The following is a 16,101-nucleotide window of genomic DNA, read 5'->3' on the forward strand; positions in this document are numbered from 1 at the left end:
GAGATGGCGGGGTTCGGCCAGTGGATCAGGTACAAGTCGAGGTAGTCGGTGCCGAGCCGGTCGAGCGACGCCTCGCACGATTCGATCACCGACTCGTAGTTGAGGTTCTTCGCGAGCACCTTCGAGGTGAGGAAGACGTCGTCGCGGTCGACGTCGCTCGCCGCGAGCGCCTCCCCGATGACCGCCTCGTTGCGGTACCCCTCCGCGGTGTCGATGTGCGCGTAATCGGCGTCGAGCGCCGCCCGAACGCTGTCGGCCGTCTCGTCGTCGTCGAGGTCGTACGTGCCCAGCCCGAGCGCCGGCAGCTCCGCGCCGCTCGGGAGCGTCTTCGTTGGTACGGTCACGCGAGGGGGGTTCGCCGGATCACCGATTGAAAGTACCGGTCGGGGAATCTCGTGCGGCGGCGCGTGCCTGCGAGGCCGCCACGCGGCCGAGCAGCACGCGCGAGGGAGTCGCGAGCGAAGCGAGCGGAAGTCAGACCGGTACATGACCGCAGGGAGTACACCGGCCGAGATTCGAACTCAGAATCAGACGTGCCCGCTCACGGCTCGCTCCGCTCGCCGTTCGCTGCGCGCGACTGATAGCGCTCAAGTCTCTCTCGGTGATTCTGCTCACTTCGTTCGCAAGTCCGCTGAGCGGAGTGAAGCGGACGCTGGCTGGCGCAGTCAGTCGGAAAATGCACCGGCCGAGACTCCCGCAAGCAGAGCGAGCGGGAGTCAGGTCGGGGCACGACCGCAGGGAGTGCACCGGCCGAGATTTGAACTCGGGTTGCAACCATGGCAAGGTTGCGTGATACCACTACACTACCGGTGCGTGCTTCGTATCCGATCGTAGTCCGGGTCGGAGATATAAGGGTTCCGAACGACGGTCGGCGGAAGGGTCATCGGTGCCGCGCCCCCACACGGATCCGTACCCGAACGATGACCGACCTGCCCGACCGCGCCGACCGACGCACCGTCCTCCGCGCGACCGCCGGGCTCGCCGGCATCGCCGCGTTTCCCGCCGTCGCCGGCTGTCTCGGGGGCGGCGGCTCTCCCGGCGGCGACGAGGCCGGAGGCTCCGGCGACGACGGCGGCGACGCCCCGCCGGACGACGGCGCGGGCGTCGCGTACGACGTCGAGACCGTCGCGGAGGGGTTCGAGAACCCATGGGCGCTCGCCTTCCTACCCGACGACGGTCGCCTGCTGGTCACAGAGCGACCGGGACGGCTCTCGCTTGTCGACCCCGCGGACGGGGCCGTCGAGGCGGTCGCGGGCGCGCCAGAAGTGTTCGCGGAGGGGCAGGGCGGCCTGCTCGACGTTGCGGTCCACCCGGACTACCCGGCCGACCCGCGCGTCTACCTCACGTACGCGGCGGCGAACGACGCGGGCGAGGCGACGACGCACGTCGGGACCGGACGGCTCTCGCTCGACGGCGGCGACGCGCCGGTGCTCGACGAGTTCGAGCCAATCCGGGTCGCCGAGCCGTTCCGCGGCGGCGCGAACCACTTCGGCTCCCGGGCGACGTTCGGCCCCGAGGGGTCGCTGTTCGTCACGGTCGGCGACCGGCGCGACAAGGACTTCGGACCCGACCACGTCTCGCAGGACCGTTCGAACGAGCTGGGCGCGACGCTGCGGCTGACCCCGGACGGCGACGCCCACCCCGACAACCCGTTCGTCGACGACCCGGACGCGGCCGACGCGCTGTACAGCTACGGGCACCGGAACCCGCAGGCGATGGCGGTGCGGTCCGAGACGGGCCGGATCTGGCAGTGCGAGCACGGCGAGGAGGACGGCGACGAGATCAACGTGATCGAGCGCGGCGGCGACTACGGCTGGCCGGTCGCCAGCGAGGCGTGCCGCTACGGGACCGACGACCCCTTCGCGCCGGGCCACGAGGACCGCGACGGCGTGATCGCGCCGGTCCACCACTGGCCGTGCGGGTCCGGCGGCTTCCCGCCGAGCGGCGCGGTCTTCTACGACGGCGACGCGTTCCCCGAGTGGCGGGGCGACCTGTTCGCGGGCACGCTCGCGGCGCGGTACCTCGGGCGGTTCACGGTCGACGGCGACGGCCTCGACGCGACCGTGACCGAGCGCGAGCCCCTGCTCGCCGACCGCGGGTGGCGCATGCGCGCGGTCGCGGTCGAACCGGACACGGGGAACCTCTACGTCGCGGTCGATGACGGCGACGCGCCGGTGGCGCGGGTCGTTCCGGCGTGAGGGGTCGCCTCCGCGGCGACGCGGATCCGTGTGACGAGTTGGCTCGGATTCGCGGGCGGAATCCCCGCGCAGACCCCGTGTGAACGCGGCACAGCCGGATATCGGGACCGCTATCCTTTTACCGTGCCGTCCGGAATCGAAGGTTACAGTCTCGCCACGATGCGTACCGAAGACGGACTCACGATCTGTGTTCCGTCTTCGCTCGTCCGGGAAGCCGAGGACGACCGCGAGGCGACTCGCAAACTCGGCTACGTCGCCCGTGCGGCGGCGGTGTTCCGGGCGGATCGGCTCGTGGTCTTCCCCGACCGGGAAGGCGACGGGCGACGGGGCGGGGAGTACGTCCGCACCGTGCTGGGGTACGCCGCGACGCCGCCGGAGCTCCGAAAGGACCTCTGGGGGCAGCGCGACGAACTCCGGTACGTCGGTGTGCTTCCCCCGCTCCGCGTGCCGTGGCGGACCGGCTCGACCCCTAGCGGGGAAGAGTCGAAAACACAGGGACTCGTGACCGAGGTCGGACCTGAAGGCCGCGTCCGGGTCAATTCCCCGCTGCGGGAACACCCGATCTCCCTGCTCGTCCCCTCCGGAATGGAGGTCGAGCGGGGGGAGCGCGTCACCATCAGGGTCTCTTCGAGAGAACCGGTCCGCGCCCGCATCACCGGGAAGCCGGAGGTCGGCTTCCAGGTCGCGGCCGCGGACCTGTCGGAAGCGCTCGCCGGCGACGGACTGGCCGTCGCGACGTCGCGACACGGAGCGGAACTCTCCGTCTCGCGGCTCGGCGACCTCGTCTCGGACGCCCGCGAGGCCGGCGGTTACACCGTCGCCTTCGGCGCGCCCGAGCGGGGGCTTCCGGAGATGCTCGGGCTTCCGCCCGACCGCATTCGGGCGGCCGTCGCCGACGGCCGCTCGGTCGAACCCGATCCGGGGTTCGACCTCTGGCTGAACACGATCCCGGCACAGGCGAGCGAGGTCGTCCGGACGGAGGAGGCTCTGTTCGCGACCCTCGGCTCGCTCACACTCACGGAGTAAACACATGCCACAACCAAGCCGACCACGAAAAGGCTCGCTGGGCTACGGCCCGCGCACCCGCGCAGACAGCGAGGTGCCGCGCATCCGTTCGTGGCCAGAAGACGACGGGGCCCCTGCGCTGCAGGGATTCGCCGGCTACAAGGCCGGGATGACCCACGTCATGATGGTCAACGACGAGGCGAACTCGCCGCGTGAAGGGATGGAAGAGGCCGTCCCCGTCACCGTCGTCGAGACGCCGCAGATGCACGCCGTCGCCGTGCGCGCCTACGAGAACACGCCGTACGGACAGAAGCCGGTCGAAGAGGTCTGGGCGACCGAGTTCCACGTGGAACTCGACCGCGCGCTCGACCTCCCGGCGGAAGACACCTTCGAGGCAGATGCCGACGAGCTCCGCGCGCTGCTCGACGACGACGTCGTCGACGACGTGCGCGTCATCACGCACACGGCGCCCTCGGAGCTCTCGAACGTCCCGAAGAAGAAGCCCGACATCATGGAGACGCGCGTCGGCGGCGGCTCCCTCGAGGAGCGCGCCGACTTCGCGCTGGACCTCGTCGCGGAGGGCGGCGCCCACGAGTTCGGCGACGTCTTCCGCGCGGGCCAGTACACCGATGTCTCCGGCATCACGAAGGGGAAGGGGACGCAGGGTCCCGTCAAACGCTGGGGCGTTCAGAAGCGGAAGGGCAAACACGCCCGCCAGGGATGGCGGCGCCGGATCGGCAACCTCGGTCCGTGGAACCCCTCCCGCGTCCGCTCCACCGTCCCCCAGCAGGGCCAGACCGGCTACCACCAGCGCACCGAGCTCAACAAGCGCCTCATCGACTTCGGCGAGGGGTCGGACGCCTCCGTCGACGGCGGCTTCGTCAACTACGGCGAGGTCGACGGTGAGTACGCGCTCATCAAGGGCTCGCTGCCCGGTCCGGACCAGCGCCTGCTGCGGTTCCGCCCGGCCATCCGGCCGAACGACCAGCCGCGCCTCGACCCCGAGGTCCGGTACGTTTCCACCGAATCCAACCAGGGATAACCAATGAACGCAACAGTACACGACCTGGACGGCGAGGAGGCGGGCAGCGTCGAGCGGCCGGCCGTCTTCGAGACCGCGTTCCGACCGGACCTCATCGGTCGCGCGGTCGACGCCGCTCAGGCCAACCGGAAGCAGGCCTACGGGGCCGACGAGTTCGCCGGGCTGCGGACGCCCGCCGAATCGTTCGGCTCCGGCCGCGGGCTCGCGCACGTGCCACGTTCCGAGAACGTCGCCCGTCGCGTCCCGCACGCCGTGTCGGGGCGCGCCGCGCACCCGCCGAAGGCCGAGAAGGACCAGTCGAAGCAACTGAACGACAAGGAGCGACAGCTCGCGATCCGGTCGGCCATCGCGGCCACGACCGACGCCGAGCTCGTCGCCGAGCGCGGCCACGCGTTCGACGAGGACCTCGACCTCCCGCTCGTCGTGAGCGACGAGTTCGAGGACCTCGAGAAGACGCAGGACGCCCTTGGCGTGCTCGAAGCCGTCGGCGCCGACGCCGACATCGAGCGCGCCGAGGAGGGTCGCTCCGTCCGCGCCGGACAGGGCAAGGCCCGCGGCCGCAAGTACCGCCAGCCCAAGTCCGTCCTCGTCGTCACCAGCGAGGAGCCGTCCCGCGCCGCCCGCAACCTCGCGGGCGTCGACGTCGCGACCGCTCGCGAGGTCAACGCGGAGGACCTCGCGCCCGGCGCGCACCCGGGCCGACTCACGCTGTGGACCGAGAGCGCCGTCTCGGAGGTGGCCGACCGATGAACTCGATCATCGAGCATCCGATCGTCACCGAGCAGGCGATGAACGAGATGGACTTCAACAACAAGCTGCTGTTCCTCGTCGACGTGGACGCGACCAAACCGGAGATCGAGTCCGAGGTCGCCGAGCGCTACGACGTGGGCGTCGTCAACGTGAACACGCAGGTGACGCCGCAGGGCGAGAAGAAGGCGGTCGTCACCCTGTCCGCGGACGACGACGCGACCGAAATCGCCTCGCGTATCGGGGTGTTCTGAGATGGGACGACGAATCCAAGGACAACGGCGCGGACGCGGCGGCCCGACGTTCCGGGCCCCCTCCCACCGTTACAAGGCGGAACTGTCGCACAAGAAGCTCGAAGACGTGGACACGGTCACCGGCGAGATCGTCGGGATCGAACACGACCCGGCCCGCTCGGCCCCCCTCGCGGAGGTCGAGTTCGAGGACGACGACCGTCGGCTCGTGCTCGCGCCGGAAGGCGTACGCGTGGGCGAGACGATTCAGGTCGGCGTCTCGGCCGAGATCAAGCCGGGCAACACGCTCCCGCTGGCGGAGATCCCCGAGGGCGTCCCGGTGTGTAACGTCGAGAGCAACCGCGGGGACGGCGGGAAGTTCGCGCGCGCCTCTGGCGTGTCGGCGACACTCCTCACCCACGACCGCGACGTCGCGGTCGTCCAGCTCCCCAGCGGCGAAGTGAAGCGACTCGACCCGCAGTGCCGCGCCACGATCGGCGTGGTCGCGGGCGGCGGCCGGACGGAGAAACCCTTCGTCAAGGCCGGCAACAAACACCACAAGATGAAGGCGCGCGGCACGAAATACCCGCGCGTCCGCGGCGTCGCGATGAACGCCGTCGACCACCCCTTCGGTGGCGGTGGTCGCCAACACCCCGGCCAGCCGAAGTCCGTCTCGCGGGACGCCCCGCCGGGACGCAAGGTCGGTGACATCGCATCCAAGCGCACCGGACGAGGTGGCAACAAATGAGTTCAGACTACCGAACCGGCCGCGAGGGCGAGGAGTTCGCCTACCGCGGTCACTCGCTCGACGAGCTGCAGGAGATGGACGTAGACGAGGTCGCGGAACTGCTCCCCGCACGCCAGCGGCGAAGCATCGTTCGCGGACTCGGCACCGAACAGCAGAAGCTGCTGGAGACGGTCCGGAGCCGCGACAAGGAGACGACGGCGGACGACCCGATCCGGACGCACCTGCGCGACATGCCGATCCTGCCGGAGTTCGTCGGCGTCACCTTCGCCGTGTACAACGGCCACAGCTTCGAGCGCGTTCAGGTTGAGCCCGAGATGATCGGGCACTACCTCGGTGAGTTCCACCTCACGCGAAGCACCGTCGAACACGGTCAGGCCGGCATCGGCGCGACCCGGTCCTCGAAGTTCGTGCCCCTCAAGTAACCCATGGGAATCAACTACAGCGTCGAGGCCGACCCGGAGACCACCGCCAAGGGGATGCTCCGCGACCGGCCCATCAGCGTGAAGGACAGCAAGGAGATCTCCCGAGAGATCAAAGGCGAGACGGTCGCCGACGCGGAGGAGTTCCTCCAGGAGGTCATCGACGAGGAGACGTCGGTGCCGATGCGCCAGCACAACGCCGGCGCGGGCCACCGCTCCGACATCGACGGCTGGGACGCGGGACGGTACCCCGAGAAGGCCGCCAAGGACTTCCTCAAGCTCTTGGAGAACGTCAAGAACAACGCCGACGAGCAGGGGTTCGACGGCGAGGCGATGGTCATCAAACACGTCGCCCCTCACAAGGTCGGCGAGCGACCCGGTCGGAACCCCCGCGCCGCGGGCGCGACCGAGTGGAACACCACGCTCGCGGACGTCGAACTGATCATCGAGGAGCCGGAGGCTGACAACTAATGGCTGACGAACACCAATTCATCGAGGACGGCCTGCGCCGTTCCCAGATCAACGAGTTCTTCGCGGACGAGCTCGGCCGCGCCGGCTACGGCGGGATGGACGTCGCCCAGACGCCGATGGGCACGCAGATCGTCCTGAAGGCCGAAAAGCCCGGGATGGTGATCGGGAAGGGCGGGAAGAACATCCGCAAGATCACCACCGAGCTCGAGGACCGCTTCGACATGGACGACCCGCAGATCGACGTTCAGGAGGTCGACGAGCCCGACCTGAACGCACAGATCGTCGCGGACCGTCTGGCGAACGCCCTCGAACGCGGCTGGTACTTCCGGAAGGCCGGTCACACGACGATCGACCGCATCATGGACGCGGGCGCGCTGGGCGCCGAGATCGTCCTGTCCGGCAAGGTCACCGGCGCGCGCTCGCGCGTCGAGAAGTTCAACCGCGGCTACATCAAGCACAACGGCGAACCCGCAGAGGAGGTCGTCGACCACGGCCAGGGCGTCGCCGTCATGAAGCTCGGGACGATCGGCGTCAACGTGAAGATCATTCCGCCGGGGGCGACGCTCCCGGACGACTTCCAGATCCGCGAGGACGCCGAGGTCCCCGAGGTCGAGCAGGCGGCCGCCGGCGCCGGCGACGACGAGGGCGTCGAGGCGCTGCTCGAAGAGGATCCGGAGGAGGTTCCCGACGTGGGCGCCGACGAGGATGTCGGTGTCCCCGACGAGGACCCCGCGGATGTCATCGACGAGGAGGTCGTCGAGGAGGTCGTCGAGGAGACGCAGGACACGGCCACCGAGGCGACTGACGTCGCCGCGGAGGAGCCGGTCGGCGACGCGGACGCCGACGAGCTCGACGAACTGGACGAAGAGATCGAGTCCGAGGCGGCCGACCTCGTCGCGAAGATGGAGGCGGCCGACGAGGAGGAGGAGGACGAATAATGGCGATCCTCTACACCGACGAGATCCGCGACATGACCGCGGCGGAGCGCCAGGTCGAACTCGAGGAGCTCGAGACCGAGCTGCTCAACTCGAAGGCGCAGCGGGCGGCCGGCGGCATGCCGGAGAGCCCGGGCCGCGTCAACGAGCTCAAGAAGACGATCGCCCGGATCAAGACGATCCAGGCGGAAGAAGGCGACTTCGACGAGGACGAAGCGTAAGATGATCTCCCCTGACACACTCGTTCGGCACGAGCTCGTCGGCCTCCCGGTTCGGGTGGCCGACGCCGACAGCGACGCCCACGTGGGTATCGCCGGTCGCGTGCTCGACGAGACGTTCGGTACCCTCGTGGTCCGAACGGCGTCGGGGGACAAACGCGTGCCCAAGTCGGGCGCGACGTTCGAGTTCGGCGTCGCCGAGACGCCGACCGCTCGCACAGATGAAGCCGCCGGCGACGGACAGTCGCCGGGGTCCGCGTCCCAACTCGGGTCGGATACTACGGGGGTCCGCCCCCGTCAGTCTGGCCCGTCCGGATCCGCAAGCGTCGTCGACGGTGACGGCGCGGGTCCGGCGAGCCGCCGAGGCGAGTGCAAAGACGCGGTCTACGCGACGGTGGATGGCGATCGGTTGCGATATCGGCCCGCCGAACGCACCGAACGAGGTGCCACACAATGGCGATAGGAATCGACGTACCCACGCCTCCGGAGCCAGACAACCCGGAGGATTACGACTACGAGAAATGCCCGTTCTACGGGCAGCTCTCCGTCCGCGGCCAGACCCGCGAGGGGACGGTCGTGTCGACGGATATGGAAAAGACCGTCATCGTCGAGCGAGAGTACGACGTGTTCGTACCGAAATACGATCGGTACATGAAGCGTCGCTCGCGCATCCCGGCCCACGTGCCGGGCGTGCTCGACTCGCTCGAAGTCGGTGACGAAGTGACGATCGCGGAGACGCGACCGCTCTCGAAGACGAAGTCCCACGTCGTCGTCGAGATCCGCTCGGGTGATCAGTGATGGAGGCGCTCAAGGCCGACGTCACGCAGGGGCTCTCGAAGGGCTCGCTGATCACGTGCGCCGACAACACCGGCGCCCGTGAGCTGAAGGTCATCTCCGTGTCGGGCTACTCCGGCACGAAGAACCGCCACCCGAAGGCGGGGATCGGCGACAAGGTGACCGTCTCGGTCACCAAAGGGACCCCGGAGATGCGGCGGCAGGTGCTGGAGGCGGTCGTCGTCCGCCAGCGTAAGCCGATCCGCCGTCCGGACGGCACGCGCGTGAAGTTCGAGGACAACGCGGCCGTCATCATCGACGACCTCGAGGAGCCGCGGGGCACAGAGATCAAAGGCCCCGTCGCCCGCGAGGTCGCCGAACGGTTCGGGAGCATCGCCTCGACCGCGACGATGATCGTCTAACTATGACGAAACAGCCACGCAAACAACGAAAACGGTCGGAGACCGCGCCGCTCCACGAGCGGCAGAATCAGGTCCGGGCCACCCTCACCGACGAGCTCCGCGAGGAGTACGGACAGCGCAACGTCCGCGTCAACGCCGGCGACACCGTCGAGGTGCTTCGCGGCGACGCGGCCGGCACGGAGGCGGAGGTCGTCTCCGTCGACCTGTCCGCCGAGCGGATCACGGTCGAGGACGTCACCGTCGAGAAGGCGGACGGGGAGGAGGTTCCCCGCCCGATTCCGGCGAGCAACGTCCGGGTGACCGAGCTGGACCTCGAGGACGAGCGCCGCGAGGCGCGGCTCCAGGAGGATAACGAATGACGCGACACCAGAAGCGACTGTCAGTACCGAACTCCTGGCCGGTCGAGCGCAAGACGGACACGTTCACCGTGAAGGCGGGCGCGGGCCCGCACGGCGAGGCGGGCGTTCCGCTCGTCGTCCTGCTGCGGGACGTGCTCGGCTACGTCGACTCGACGAAGGAGGCGCGCTACGCGCTGAACAACGACTCGATCCTCGTCAACGGGGACGCCGTCTCGGACGAACAGCGTCCGATCGGGATGTTCGACATCCTGGCGTTCCCCGAGCGCGGGGAGTACTTCCGCGTCTTCCCCGACGAGGGCGGTCGGCTCGCGCTGACTCCCGTCGACGAGGACGCCGCGGGCAGCCGGCTCGGGAAGATCACGAACAAGACCGTCGTCCCCGGCGGCGTCACGCAGCTGACGCTCCACGACGGGACGAACGTCCGCGTCGACGACGACGCGGACTACGAGACGAACGACTCGATCGTCGTCGACAACGAGACGAAGGAGATCGTCGCCCACTTCGAGTACGAGGAGGGCGCCTTGGTGACCGCCGTCGCTGGCCAGCACGCCGGCCAGATCGGCGAGATCGAGGACATCGACGTGACCCTCGGCTCCGGCGACAACACCGTGACCGTCGCCAGCGAGGACGGCGGCTACGAGACGGTCGAGGAGTACGTCGTCGTCATCGACGAGAACTTCACCGACGACGAGGGTGATGCGGATGAGTGAAGCCGAGAGCGCCGACCACGAGATGCGCGAGCCGTCCCTCGAGAAGGTCGTCGTCCACATGGGCGTCGGGCAGGGCGGTGAGCCGCTCGCGGACGCCGAGGAGATCATCGAGGAGATCACGGGCCAGCAGTCGGTCCGGACCACCTCGAAGCGCACCATCGCCGAGTTCGGGATCCGCAAGGGCGACCCGATCGGCGTCAAGGTGACGCTGCGGGGCGAGGACGCGCACGCGTTCCTCGAGACCGCGCTCGATCTCGTCGATGTCTCGCGGAGCCAGTTCGACGACACGGGTAACCTCAGCTTCGGGGTCGAGGACCACACCGACTTTCCGAGCCAGGAGTACGACCCCAACATCGGGATCTACGGCCTCGACGTGACGACGACGATCGTCCGTCCCGGCTACCGCGTCTCGAAACGCGACAAGGCGACGGGGACCATTCCCTCTCGCCACCGGATGACAGCCGAGGACGCGGCCGCGTTCCTCGAAACGAACTTCGACGTCGAGGTAACCGAATGAGCGAAGCGAACAACGACACGGGCGAGCACGCCGCGAAGCGCACCGACTCCCGGCACACGTGCCGGCGGTGCGACCGCGAGCAGGGACTCGTCGGCAAGTACGACATCAACCTCTGCCGGCAGTGCTTCCGCGAGGTCGCCCGAGACATGGGATTCGAGAAGTACAGCTGATCATGACGGGAAACGATCCATTCACCAACGCGCTCGCCGGCATGGACAACGCCGAGAGCGTTGGCCACCTGTCGTACACGGTAGAGCCCGCTTCGAACATCATCGGCTCCGTCCTCGAGGTCCTCTACGACCGCGGGTACGTCGACGGCTTCGAGTACGTCGACGACGGGAAAGCCGGGAAGTTCGAGGTCGAACTGAAAGGCGCGATCAACGAGTGTGGCGCCGTCAAGCCCCGCTACTCCGCGGGTGCGGACGAGTTCGAGAAGTGGGAGAAGCGGTACCTCCCCGCCCGTGACTACGGGACGCTCATCGTCACGACGAGCCACGGCGTCATGAGCCACTACGAGGCCCGCGAGGAGGGCATCGGCGGCCAAGTGATCGCATACGTCTACTAACAATGAACAGAGTCGAAATCGATATTCCGGACGACGTCTCCGCCGAGACCGACCACCTCGAACTCACCGTCGAAGGACCCAACGGGAGCGTCACGCGACGCCTCTGGTACCCCGACGTCGACGTGACGATCGAGGACGGCGCGGTGGTCATCGCGACCGAGAACGAGGACGCGAAGACCAACGCCACCGTCGGCACCTTCGAGAGCCACGTCGCCAACATGATCCACGGCGTCACCGAGGGCTGGGAGTACGCCATGGAAGTGTACTACGCCCACTTCCCGATGCAGGTGAACGTGGAGGGCGACGAGGTCGTCATCGAGAACTTCCTCGGAGAGAGCGCCGCGCGGCGCACCCCCATCCGCGGAGACACGGACGTACAGATCGACGGCGAGACGGTCACGCTCTCGGGCTCCGACAAGGAGGCCGTCGGCCAGACCGCCGCCGACATCGAACAGCTGACGAAGGTGACCGACAAGGACACGCGCGTCTTCCAGGACGGCGTGTACATCGTCGAGAAACCCACCGGAGGTGCCTAACCGATGGCAGACGAACTGGAAGACATCAGCGGTGTCGGTCCCTCGAAGGCGGACGCGCTTCGCGAGGCCGGCTACGAGACGGTCGAGGACGTGAAGGCCGCCTCCCAGTCGGAGCTCTCCGAGGTCGACGGCGTCGGCAACGCGCTCGCAGCGCGTGTCAAGGCCGACGTCGGCGGGCTGGAGGTCGACGAGGAGGCGGACGCGGAGATCGAAGACGAGACCGACGAGGAGGAGCCGGTCGACGAGGCCGAGGAGTCCGAGACGGTCGAGACGGAGCTTCGGCCCCGCGGTCACGCCGACAAGACGCCGGAACTGGACGACGAGACCGCTCGCGCGCTCGCACAGAAGCACCGCGAGGGGAAACCGCAGTTCAACCGGCAGGACTACCACAAGAAAAAGCGGATCCCGACGTCGTGGCGCAAGCCGCGCGGCGGGCTCTCCAAGCAGCGCCGTCGCATGAAGTCGAAGGGGCCGGTCGTCGAGGCCGGCTTCCGCTCGCCGACGGCGTCGCGCGACCTGCACCCGAGCGGCTTCGAGGAGGTCCGCGTTCACAACACGGACGATCTTGAGGGCGTCGACGGCGACACGCAGGCGGTGCGGATCGCCTCGAAGGTCGGCGGTCGAAAGCGCGAACTGATCGAAGACGAGGCGGAGGAGCGCGGCATTCGCGTGCTGAACCCGACCTACGTCGAAGTGGAGGTCGACGATGAGTGATCTGAAGGCGCAGAAACGGCTCGCAGCGGACGAGCTCGACGTCGGCAAGGGCCGCGTCTGGCTCGACCCCGAGGCACAGGAAGAGATCGAGGACGCCATCACCCGCGAGGACGTCCGCGAGCTCATCGAACAGGGAACGATCCGCGCGAAGGACGCGAAGACGAACTCGCGCGGTCGCGCCCGCGAGCGCGCCGACAAGCGCTCGTACGGGCATCAGTCGGGCGCCGGCTCCCGCAAGGGTCGCTCCGGCGCGCGACAGGACACGAAAGCCGACTGGAAGGCGCGCATCCGCGCACAGCGGGCCCGCCTGAAGGAGCTTCGCGACGACGAAGACGTGCTCGACGCCTCCGAGTACCGCACGCTGTACAACAAAGCGAGCGGGGGAGACTTCGAGGACGTCGCCCGTCTCGAGGCGTTCATCGAGACGCAGTACGGTTACGAGGTGACGGACTAATGGCGACAGGACCACGATACAAGGTGCCGATGCGGCGCCGCCGCGAGGTCCGGACGGATTACCATCAGAGGTTGCGCCTGCTGAAATCGGGCAAGCCTCGCCTGGTCGCTCGGGTGAGCAACGCTCACGTCAGGGCGCAGCTGGTGACCCCCGGATCCGACGGCGACGAGACCCACGCGGCCGCCTCCAGCGAGGAGCTCGGCGAGTACGGCTGGGACGCCCCCACGGGCAACCTCCCCAGCGCGTACCTCACCGGGTACCTCGCGGGCGCTCGCGCCGTCGACGCCGGCCTCGACGAGGCCGTCCTCGACATCGGGCTCAACACGGCGACGCCCGGCAACAAGACGTTCGCGGTACAGGAAGGAGCGATTGACGCGGGCCTCGAGATCCCGCACAACGACGACGTGCTGGCCGACTGGTCGCGCACGCGCGGCGAACACATCGCCGACTACGCCGAGCAGCTCGACGAGCCGCTGTACAGCGGCGCGTTCGACGCCAGCGAGCTACCCGAGCACTTCGACGACGTGCTCGCGACAATCCAGGAGGACCATGAGTAGACACAACGACGGCTGGGAACCGCGGACGCGACTCGGCCGCAAGGTACAGGACGGCGACATCACGTCGATGGAACAGGCGCTCCAGTCCGGGCTCCCGCTGAAGGAGGCCGAGATCGTCGACCAGCTCCTCCCGGGGCTCGAAGACGAGGTGCTGGACATCAACATGGTCCAGCGCATGACCGACTCCGGCCGCCGCGTGAAGTTCCGTTGCGTGGTCGCCGTGGGCAACCGCGACGGCTACCTCGGCTACGCGCAGGCCCGCGACGACCAGGTCGGCGGCGCGATCCAGAAGGCGATCGACGTCGCGAAGCTGAACATCATCTCGGTGGACCGCGGCTCCGGGTCCTGGGAGGACCAGCCCGGCGGCACCAACTCCTTGACCCGCACGGCGAAGGGGAAGGCCGGCTCCGTCACCGTCGAGATCAAGCCCGCCCCGCAGGGGCTGGGCCTCGCGGCCGCGGAGACGGTCCGCAACATCCTGGAGCTCGCCGGCGTCGAGGACGCCTGGACGAACTCCGACGGCAACACGCGCACGACGGTGAACCTCGCGAAGGCGACGTTCAACGCCTTGGAGAACGCGGCGCAGTCCCGTACGCCCCAGCACGCGCGCGAAGTCCACTACGACGAGGTGAGCGAGTGATGCAGGCGATCGTTCAGCTCCGCGGCGAGGTTAATCTCGGGTCCGGCGTCGAGGACACGCTCGACATGCTGAACGTCGGGCGCGTCAACCACGCGACGTTCGTCCCCGAGACGGACTCGTACCGCGGCATGATCACGAAGGTCAACGACGTCGTCGCGTTCGGGGAACCGAGCGTCGAGGCCGTCGCGCGAACGATCGCGCGGCGCGGCGAGCCGCTCGAAGGCTCGGCCGACGTCGACGACGAGTGGATCGACGACAACACCGACTACGCCGACCTGGAGGCGCTGGCCGAGGCGCTCGTCGACGAGGAGACCACGCTGCGCGAGCAGGGTCTCTCGCCGACGCTGCGGCTCCACGCCCCCCGCGGCGGTCACGAGGGCATCAAACACCCCGTGATCGAGGGCGGCGAACTCGGGAAACACACCACCGAGGAGATCGACAGTCTCCTGGAGGCGATGCGATGACGAGCAAGAAACGACGACAGCGCGGCTCTCGGACGCACGGCGGCGGTACGCACAAGAACCGGCGCGGCGCCGGGCATCGCGGCGGTCGCGGCGCGGCCGGTCGCGCGAAACACGAGTACCACAACTACGGTCCGCTCGGCAAGCACGGGTTCAAGCGCCCCGAGGACGCTCAGACGGAGGTCCTCGAAGTGAAGATCCAGAAGCTCGACGAGGACGCGGCGCTGTACGCCGCGGACGGTCTCGCCGAGGAGGACGGCGACGCGTACGTCTTCGACGCGCGCGACGTCGTTGAGGACGGCCACGAGGCTGACGTGGTGAAGGTGCTCGGCGGCGGGCAGGTCCGCCGCGAGCTCCGCGTCACGGCCGACGCGTTCACCGCCGGTGCGGTCGAGCTCATCGAGGAGGCGGGCGGCGAGGCGACGCTCTCCGAGCGCGCCGAAGAGCCCGCTGACGAACCGGAAAACACTTCCGACGACGAGAACGACGAGGCGTAACATGAGCTGGAAGGAGGCCGCCGAACCGGTGCTCTCGCGGATGCCCGTCGTGGAGCGGCCCGCGGGACACGTCCCGTTCAGACGGAAGCTTACGTGGACGGCCGGAATCCTGATCGTCTACTTCTTCCTGACCAACATCAACCCGTTCGGGTTGGCAGTCGGGCAGGGGTCGGACTTCTTCGGGCAGTTCCGGTCGGTGCTCGCCGGGTCGTCCGGGTCGCTGCTACAGGTCGGTATCGGACCGATCGTCACGGCGTCCATCGTCCTCCAGCTGTTGGGCGGTGCGAACCTCCTCGGGCTCGACACCGAGAACGACCCGCGCGACCAGGTCCTCTATCAGGGCCTCCAGAAGCTGCTGGTGATCATCGTCTCCGCCCTCACGGCGGCGCCGATGGTGTTCACCGGGGGGTTCCTCCCCGCGGACGACGCGGTCGCGAGCGCGCTCGGCATCGGGACGTTCGGCGTTCAGGTGCTGATCTTCGCGCAGATCTTCGTCGGCGGCATCCTCATCCTGTTCATGGACGAGATCGTGAGCAAGTGGGGCGTCGGCTCCGGCGTCGGGCTGTTCATCATCGCGTCGGTGAGCCAGCAGATCGTCGGCGGCTTCTTCAGCTTCTCCGCACTCGGCGCCTCCGGCTTCTTCGCGAGCTGGTACGGCGTCATCTTCGGCGACGTGCCGGTGTCGATGTCGCCGTTCACGGCGGAGGGGCTCCAGAATCTCCTCTTCGATCCGGGGAACATTCTAGCGCTTTTCACCACGGTGTTCATCTTCGGGATCGTCGTGTACGCGGAGTCGGTCCGCGTCGAGATCCCGCTGTCGCACGCCCGCGTGAAGGGCGCCCGCGGACGCTTCCCGGTGAAGCTCATCTACGCGTCCGTCCT

Annotated in this window: 26 protein-coding genes, 1 tRNA gene and 1 pseudogene; 26 read left to right on the forward strand and 2 right to left on the reverse strand. The window is 68.5% G+C overall.

What is annotated here, in order from left to right:
- Positions 1-344, reverse strand: a 344-nt coding sequence (locus B9G38_RS09445) for an aldo/keto reductase (RefSeq protein WP_143415403.1), incomplete at its 3' end; no start/stop codon positions are given.
- Between the two features lie 398 nt (positions 345-742).
- Positions 743-813 (reverse strand) — tRNA-Gly (locus B9G38_RS09450).
- A 107-nt stretch (positions 814-920) separates the two neighbouring features.
- Here B9G38_RS09450 and B9G38_RS09455 point away from each other — a divergent pair.
- The 26 genes and pseudogenes from B9G38_RS09455 to B9G38_RS09580 all read left to right on the forward strand — a co-directional run.
- The gene (locus B9G38_RS09455; protein ID WP_086220221.1) at positions 921-2,198 is read left to right on the forward strand and encodes a PQQ-dependent sugar dehydrogenase; all 1,278 of its coding nucleotides are present in this window, start codon (positions 921-923) and stop codon (positions 2,196-2,198) included.
- A 159-nt stretch (positions 2,199-2,357) separates the two neighbouring features.
- Entirely contained in the window at positions 2,358-3,224 is an 867-nt protein-coding gene (locus tag B9G38_RS09460) for a putative RNA uridine N3 methyltransferase (RefSeq protein ID WP_086220222.1), read from the forward strand.
- 4 nt (positions 3,225-3,228) lie between these two features.
- Positions 3,229-4,245 carry a 50S ribosomal protein L3 gene (locus tag B9G38_RS09465; protein ID WP_086220223.1) on the forward strand — a complete coding sequence of 339 codons (1,017 nt, stop codon included), beginning with the start codon at positions 3,229-3,231 and terminating at the stop codon, positions 4,243-4,245.
- A 3-nt stretch (positions 4,246-4,248) separates the two neighbouring features.
- A complete protein-coding gene (rpl4p, locus tag B9G38_RS09470) occupies positions 4,249-4,995 on the forward strand; it encodes a 50S ribosomal protein L4 (protein WP_086220224.1) in 747 nt (248 codons plus the stop codon).
- Entirely contained in the window at positions 4,992-5,246 is a 255-nt protein-coding gene (locus B9G38_RS09475) for a 50S ribosomal protein L23 (RefSeq protein ID WP_049930182.1), read from the forward strand. The genes rpl4p and B9G38_RS09475 overlap by 4 nt, the downstream gene beginning before the upstream one ends.
- A gap of 1 nt (position 5,247) precedes the next feature.
- Positions 5,248-5,970: a 50S ribosomal protein L2 gene (locus B9G38_RS09480; protein ID WP_049930183.1), complete on the forward strand. Its 723-nt coding sequence runs from the start codon at positions 5,248-5,250 to the stop codon at positions 5,968-5,970.
- Positions 5,967-6,392, forward strand: a complete 426-nt coding sequence (locus tag B9G38_RS09485) for a 30S ribosomal protein S19 (RefSeq protein WP_049930185.1) — start codon at positions 5,967-5,969, stop codon at positions 6,390-6,392. Before B9G38_RS09480 ends, B9G38_RS09485 begins: the two co-directional genes overlap by 4 nt.
- A gap of 3 nt (positions 6,393-6,395) precedes the next feature.
- Positions 6,396-6,860, forward strand: a complete 465-nt coding sequence (locus tag B9G38_RS09490) for a 50S ribosomal protein L22 (RefSeq protein WP_006114468.1) — start codon at positions 6,396-6,398, stop codon at positions 6,858-6,860.
- Entirely contained in the window at positions 6,860-7,798 is a 939-nt protein-coding gene (locus tag B9G38_RS09495; protein ID WP_086220225.1) for a 30S ribosomal protein S3, read from the forward strand. The genes B9G38_RS09490 and B9G38_RS09495 overlap by 1 nt, the downstream gene beginning before the upstream one ends.
- Positions 7,798-8,016 (forward strand): 50S ribosomal protein L29, encoded by a 219-nt coding sequence (gene rpmC, locus B9G38_RS09500; protein ID WP_006114466.1) that lies wholly within the window; start codon positions 7,798-7,800, stop codon positions 8,014-8,016. Before B9G38_RS09495 ends, rpmC begins: the two co-directional genes overlap by 1 nt.
- A gap of 1 nt (position 8,017) precedes the next feature.
- Positions 8,018-8,476 carry a ribonuclease P protein component 1 gene (locus B9G38_RS09505; RefSeq protein WP_086216132.1) on the forward strand — a complete coding sequence of 153 codons (459 nt, stop codon included), beginning with the start codon at positions 8,018-8,020 and terminating at the stop codon, positions 8,474-8,476.
- Entirely contained in the window at positions 8,467-8,811 is a 345-nt protein-coding gene (locus tag B9G38_RS09510) for a 30S ribosomal protein S17 (RefSeq protein WP_006114464.1), read from the forward strand. The genes B9G38_RS09505 and B9G38_RS09510 overlap by 10 nt, the downstream gene beginning before the upstream one ends.
- Complete coding sequence (locus B9G38_RS09515) at positions 8,811-9,209, forward strand: 50S ribosomal protein L14 (protein WP_004597429.1); 399 nt, start codon at positions 8,811-8,813, stop codon at positions 9,207-9,209. The genes B9G38_RS09510 and B9G38_RS09515 overlap by 1 nt, the downstream gene beginning before the upstream one ends.
- Before the next feature lie 2 nt (positions 9,210-9,211).
- Positions 9,212-9,568 carry a 50S ribosomal protein L24 gene (rplX, locus tag B9G38_RS09520; RefSeq protein WP_049930190.1) on the forward strand — a complete coding sequence of 119 codons (357 nt, stop codon included), beginning with the start codon at positions 9,212-9,214 and terminating at the stop codon, positions 9,566-9,568.
- Complete coding sequence (locus B9G38_RS09525) at positions 9,565-10,278, forward strand: 30S ribosomal protein S4e (RefSeq protein ID WP_086220226.1); 714 nt, start codon at positions 9,565-9,567, stop codon at positions 10,276-10,278. Before rplX ends, B9G38_RS09525 begins: the two co-directional genes overlap by 4 nt.
- Entirely contained in the window at positions 10,271-10,795 is a 525-nt protein-coding gene (locus B9G38_RS09530) for a 50S ribosomal protein L5 (RefSeq protein WP_049930678.1), read from the forward strand. The genes B9G38_RS09525 and B9G38_RS09530 overlap by 8 nt, the downstream gene beginning before the upstream one ends.
- The gene (locus B9G38_RS09535) at positions 10,792-10,965 is read left to right on the forward strand and encodes a 30S ribosomal protein S14 (protein ID WP_004597423.1); all 174 of its coding nucleotides are present in this window, start codon (positions 10,792-10,794) and stop codon (positions 10,963-10,965) included. The genes B9G38_RS09530 and B9G38_RS09535 overlap by 4 nt, the downstream gene beginning before the upstream one ends.
- A gap of 2 nt (positions 10,966-10,967) precedes the next feature.
- Positions 10,968-11,360, forward strand: a complete 393-nt coding sequence (locus B9G38_RS09540) for a 30S ribosomal protein S8 (RefSeq protein WP_004047215.1) — start codon at positions 10,968-10,970, stop codon at positions 11,358-11,360.
- Between the two features lie 2 nt (positions 11,361-11,362).
- Positions 11,363-11,896: a 50S ribosomal protein L6 gene (locus tag B9G38_RS09545; protein ID WP_086220227.1), complete on the forward strand. Its 534-nt coding sequence runs from the start codon at positions 11,363-11,365 to the stop codon at positions 11,894-11,896.
- A gap of 3 nt (positions 11,897-11,899) precedes the next feature.
- On the forward strand, positions 11,900-12,610 hold the full coding sequence (locus tag B9G38_RS09550) for a 50S ribosomal protein L32e (protein WP_049930196.1): 711 nt from the start codon (positions 11,900-11,902) through the stop codon (positions 12,608-12,610).
- Positions 12,603-13,064, forward strand: coding sequence for a 50S ribosomal protein L19e (locus B9G38_RS09555; RefSeq protein ID WP_086220228.1), 462 nt, complete (start codon positions 12,603-12,605; stop codon positions 13,062-13,064). The genes B9G38_RS09550 and B9G38_RS09555 overlap by 8 nt, the downstream gene beginning before the upstream one ends.
- Positions 13,064-13,621, forward strand: coding sequence for a 50S ribosomal protein L18 (locus B9G38_RS09560; RefSeq protein WP_049930198.1), 558 nt, complete (start codon positions 13,064-13,066; stop codon positions 13,619-13,621). Before B9G38_RS09555 ends, B9G38_RS09560 begins: the two co-directional genes overlap by 1 nt.
- Positions 13,614-14,261, forward strand: a complete 648-nt coding sequence (locus B9G38_RS09565) for a 30S ribosomal protein S5 (RefSeq protein ID WP_049930200.1) — start codon at positions 13,614-13,616, stop codon at positions 14,259-14,261. Before B9G38_RS09560 ends, B9G38_RS09565 begins: the two co-directional genes overlap by 8 nt.
- A complete protein-coding gene (locus tag B9G38_RS09570) occupies positions 14,261-14,725 on the forward strand; it encodes a 50S ribosomal protein L30 (RefSeq protein ID WP_086220229.1) in 465 nt (154 codons plus the stop codon). The genes B9G38_RS09565 and B9G38_RS09570 overlap by 1 nt, the downstream gene beginning before the upstream one ends.
- On the forward strand, positions 14,722-15,219 hold the full coding sequence (locus B9G38_RS09575; protein ID WP_086216135.1) for an uL15m family ribosomal protein: 498 nt from the start codon (positions 14,722-14,724) through the stop codon (positions 15,217-15,219). Before B9G38_RS09570 ends, B9G38_RS09575 begins: the two co-directional genes overlap by 4 nt.
- 1 nt (position 15,220) lies before the next feature.
- Positions 15,221-16,101: pseudogene (locus B9G38_RS09580) on the forward strand (preprotein translocase subunit SecY); the annotation flags it as partial.

The sequence above is a fragment of the Halorubrum sp. SD612 genome (genome assembly GCF_002135005.1).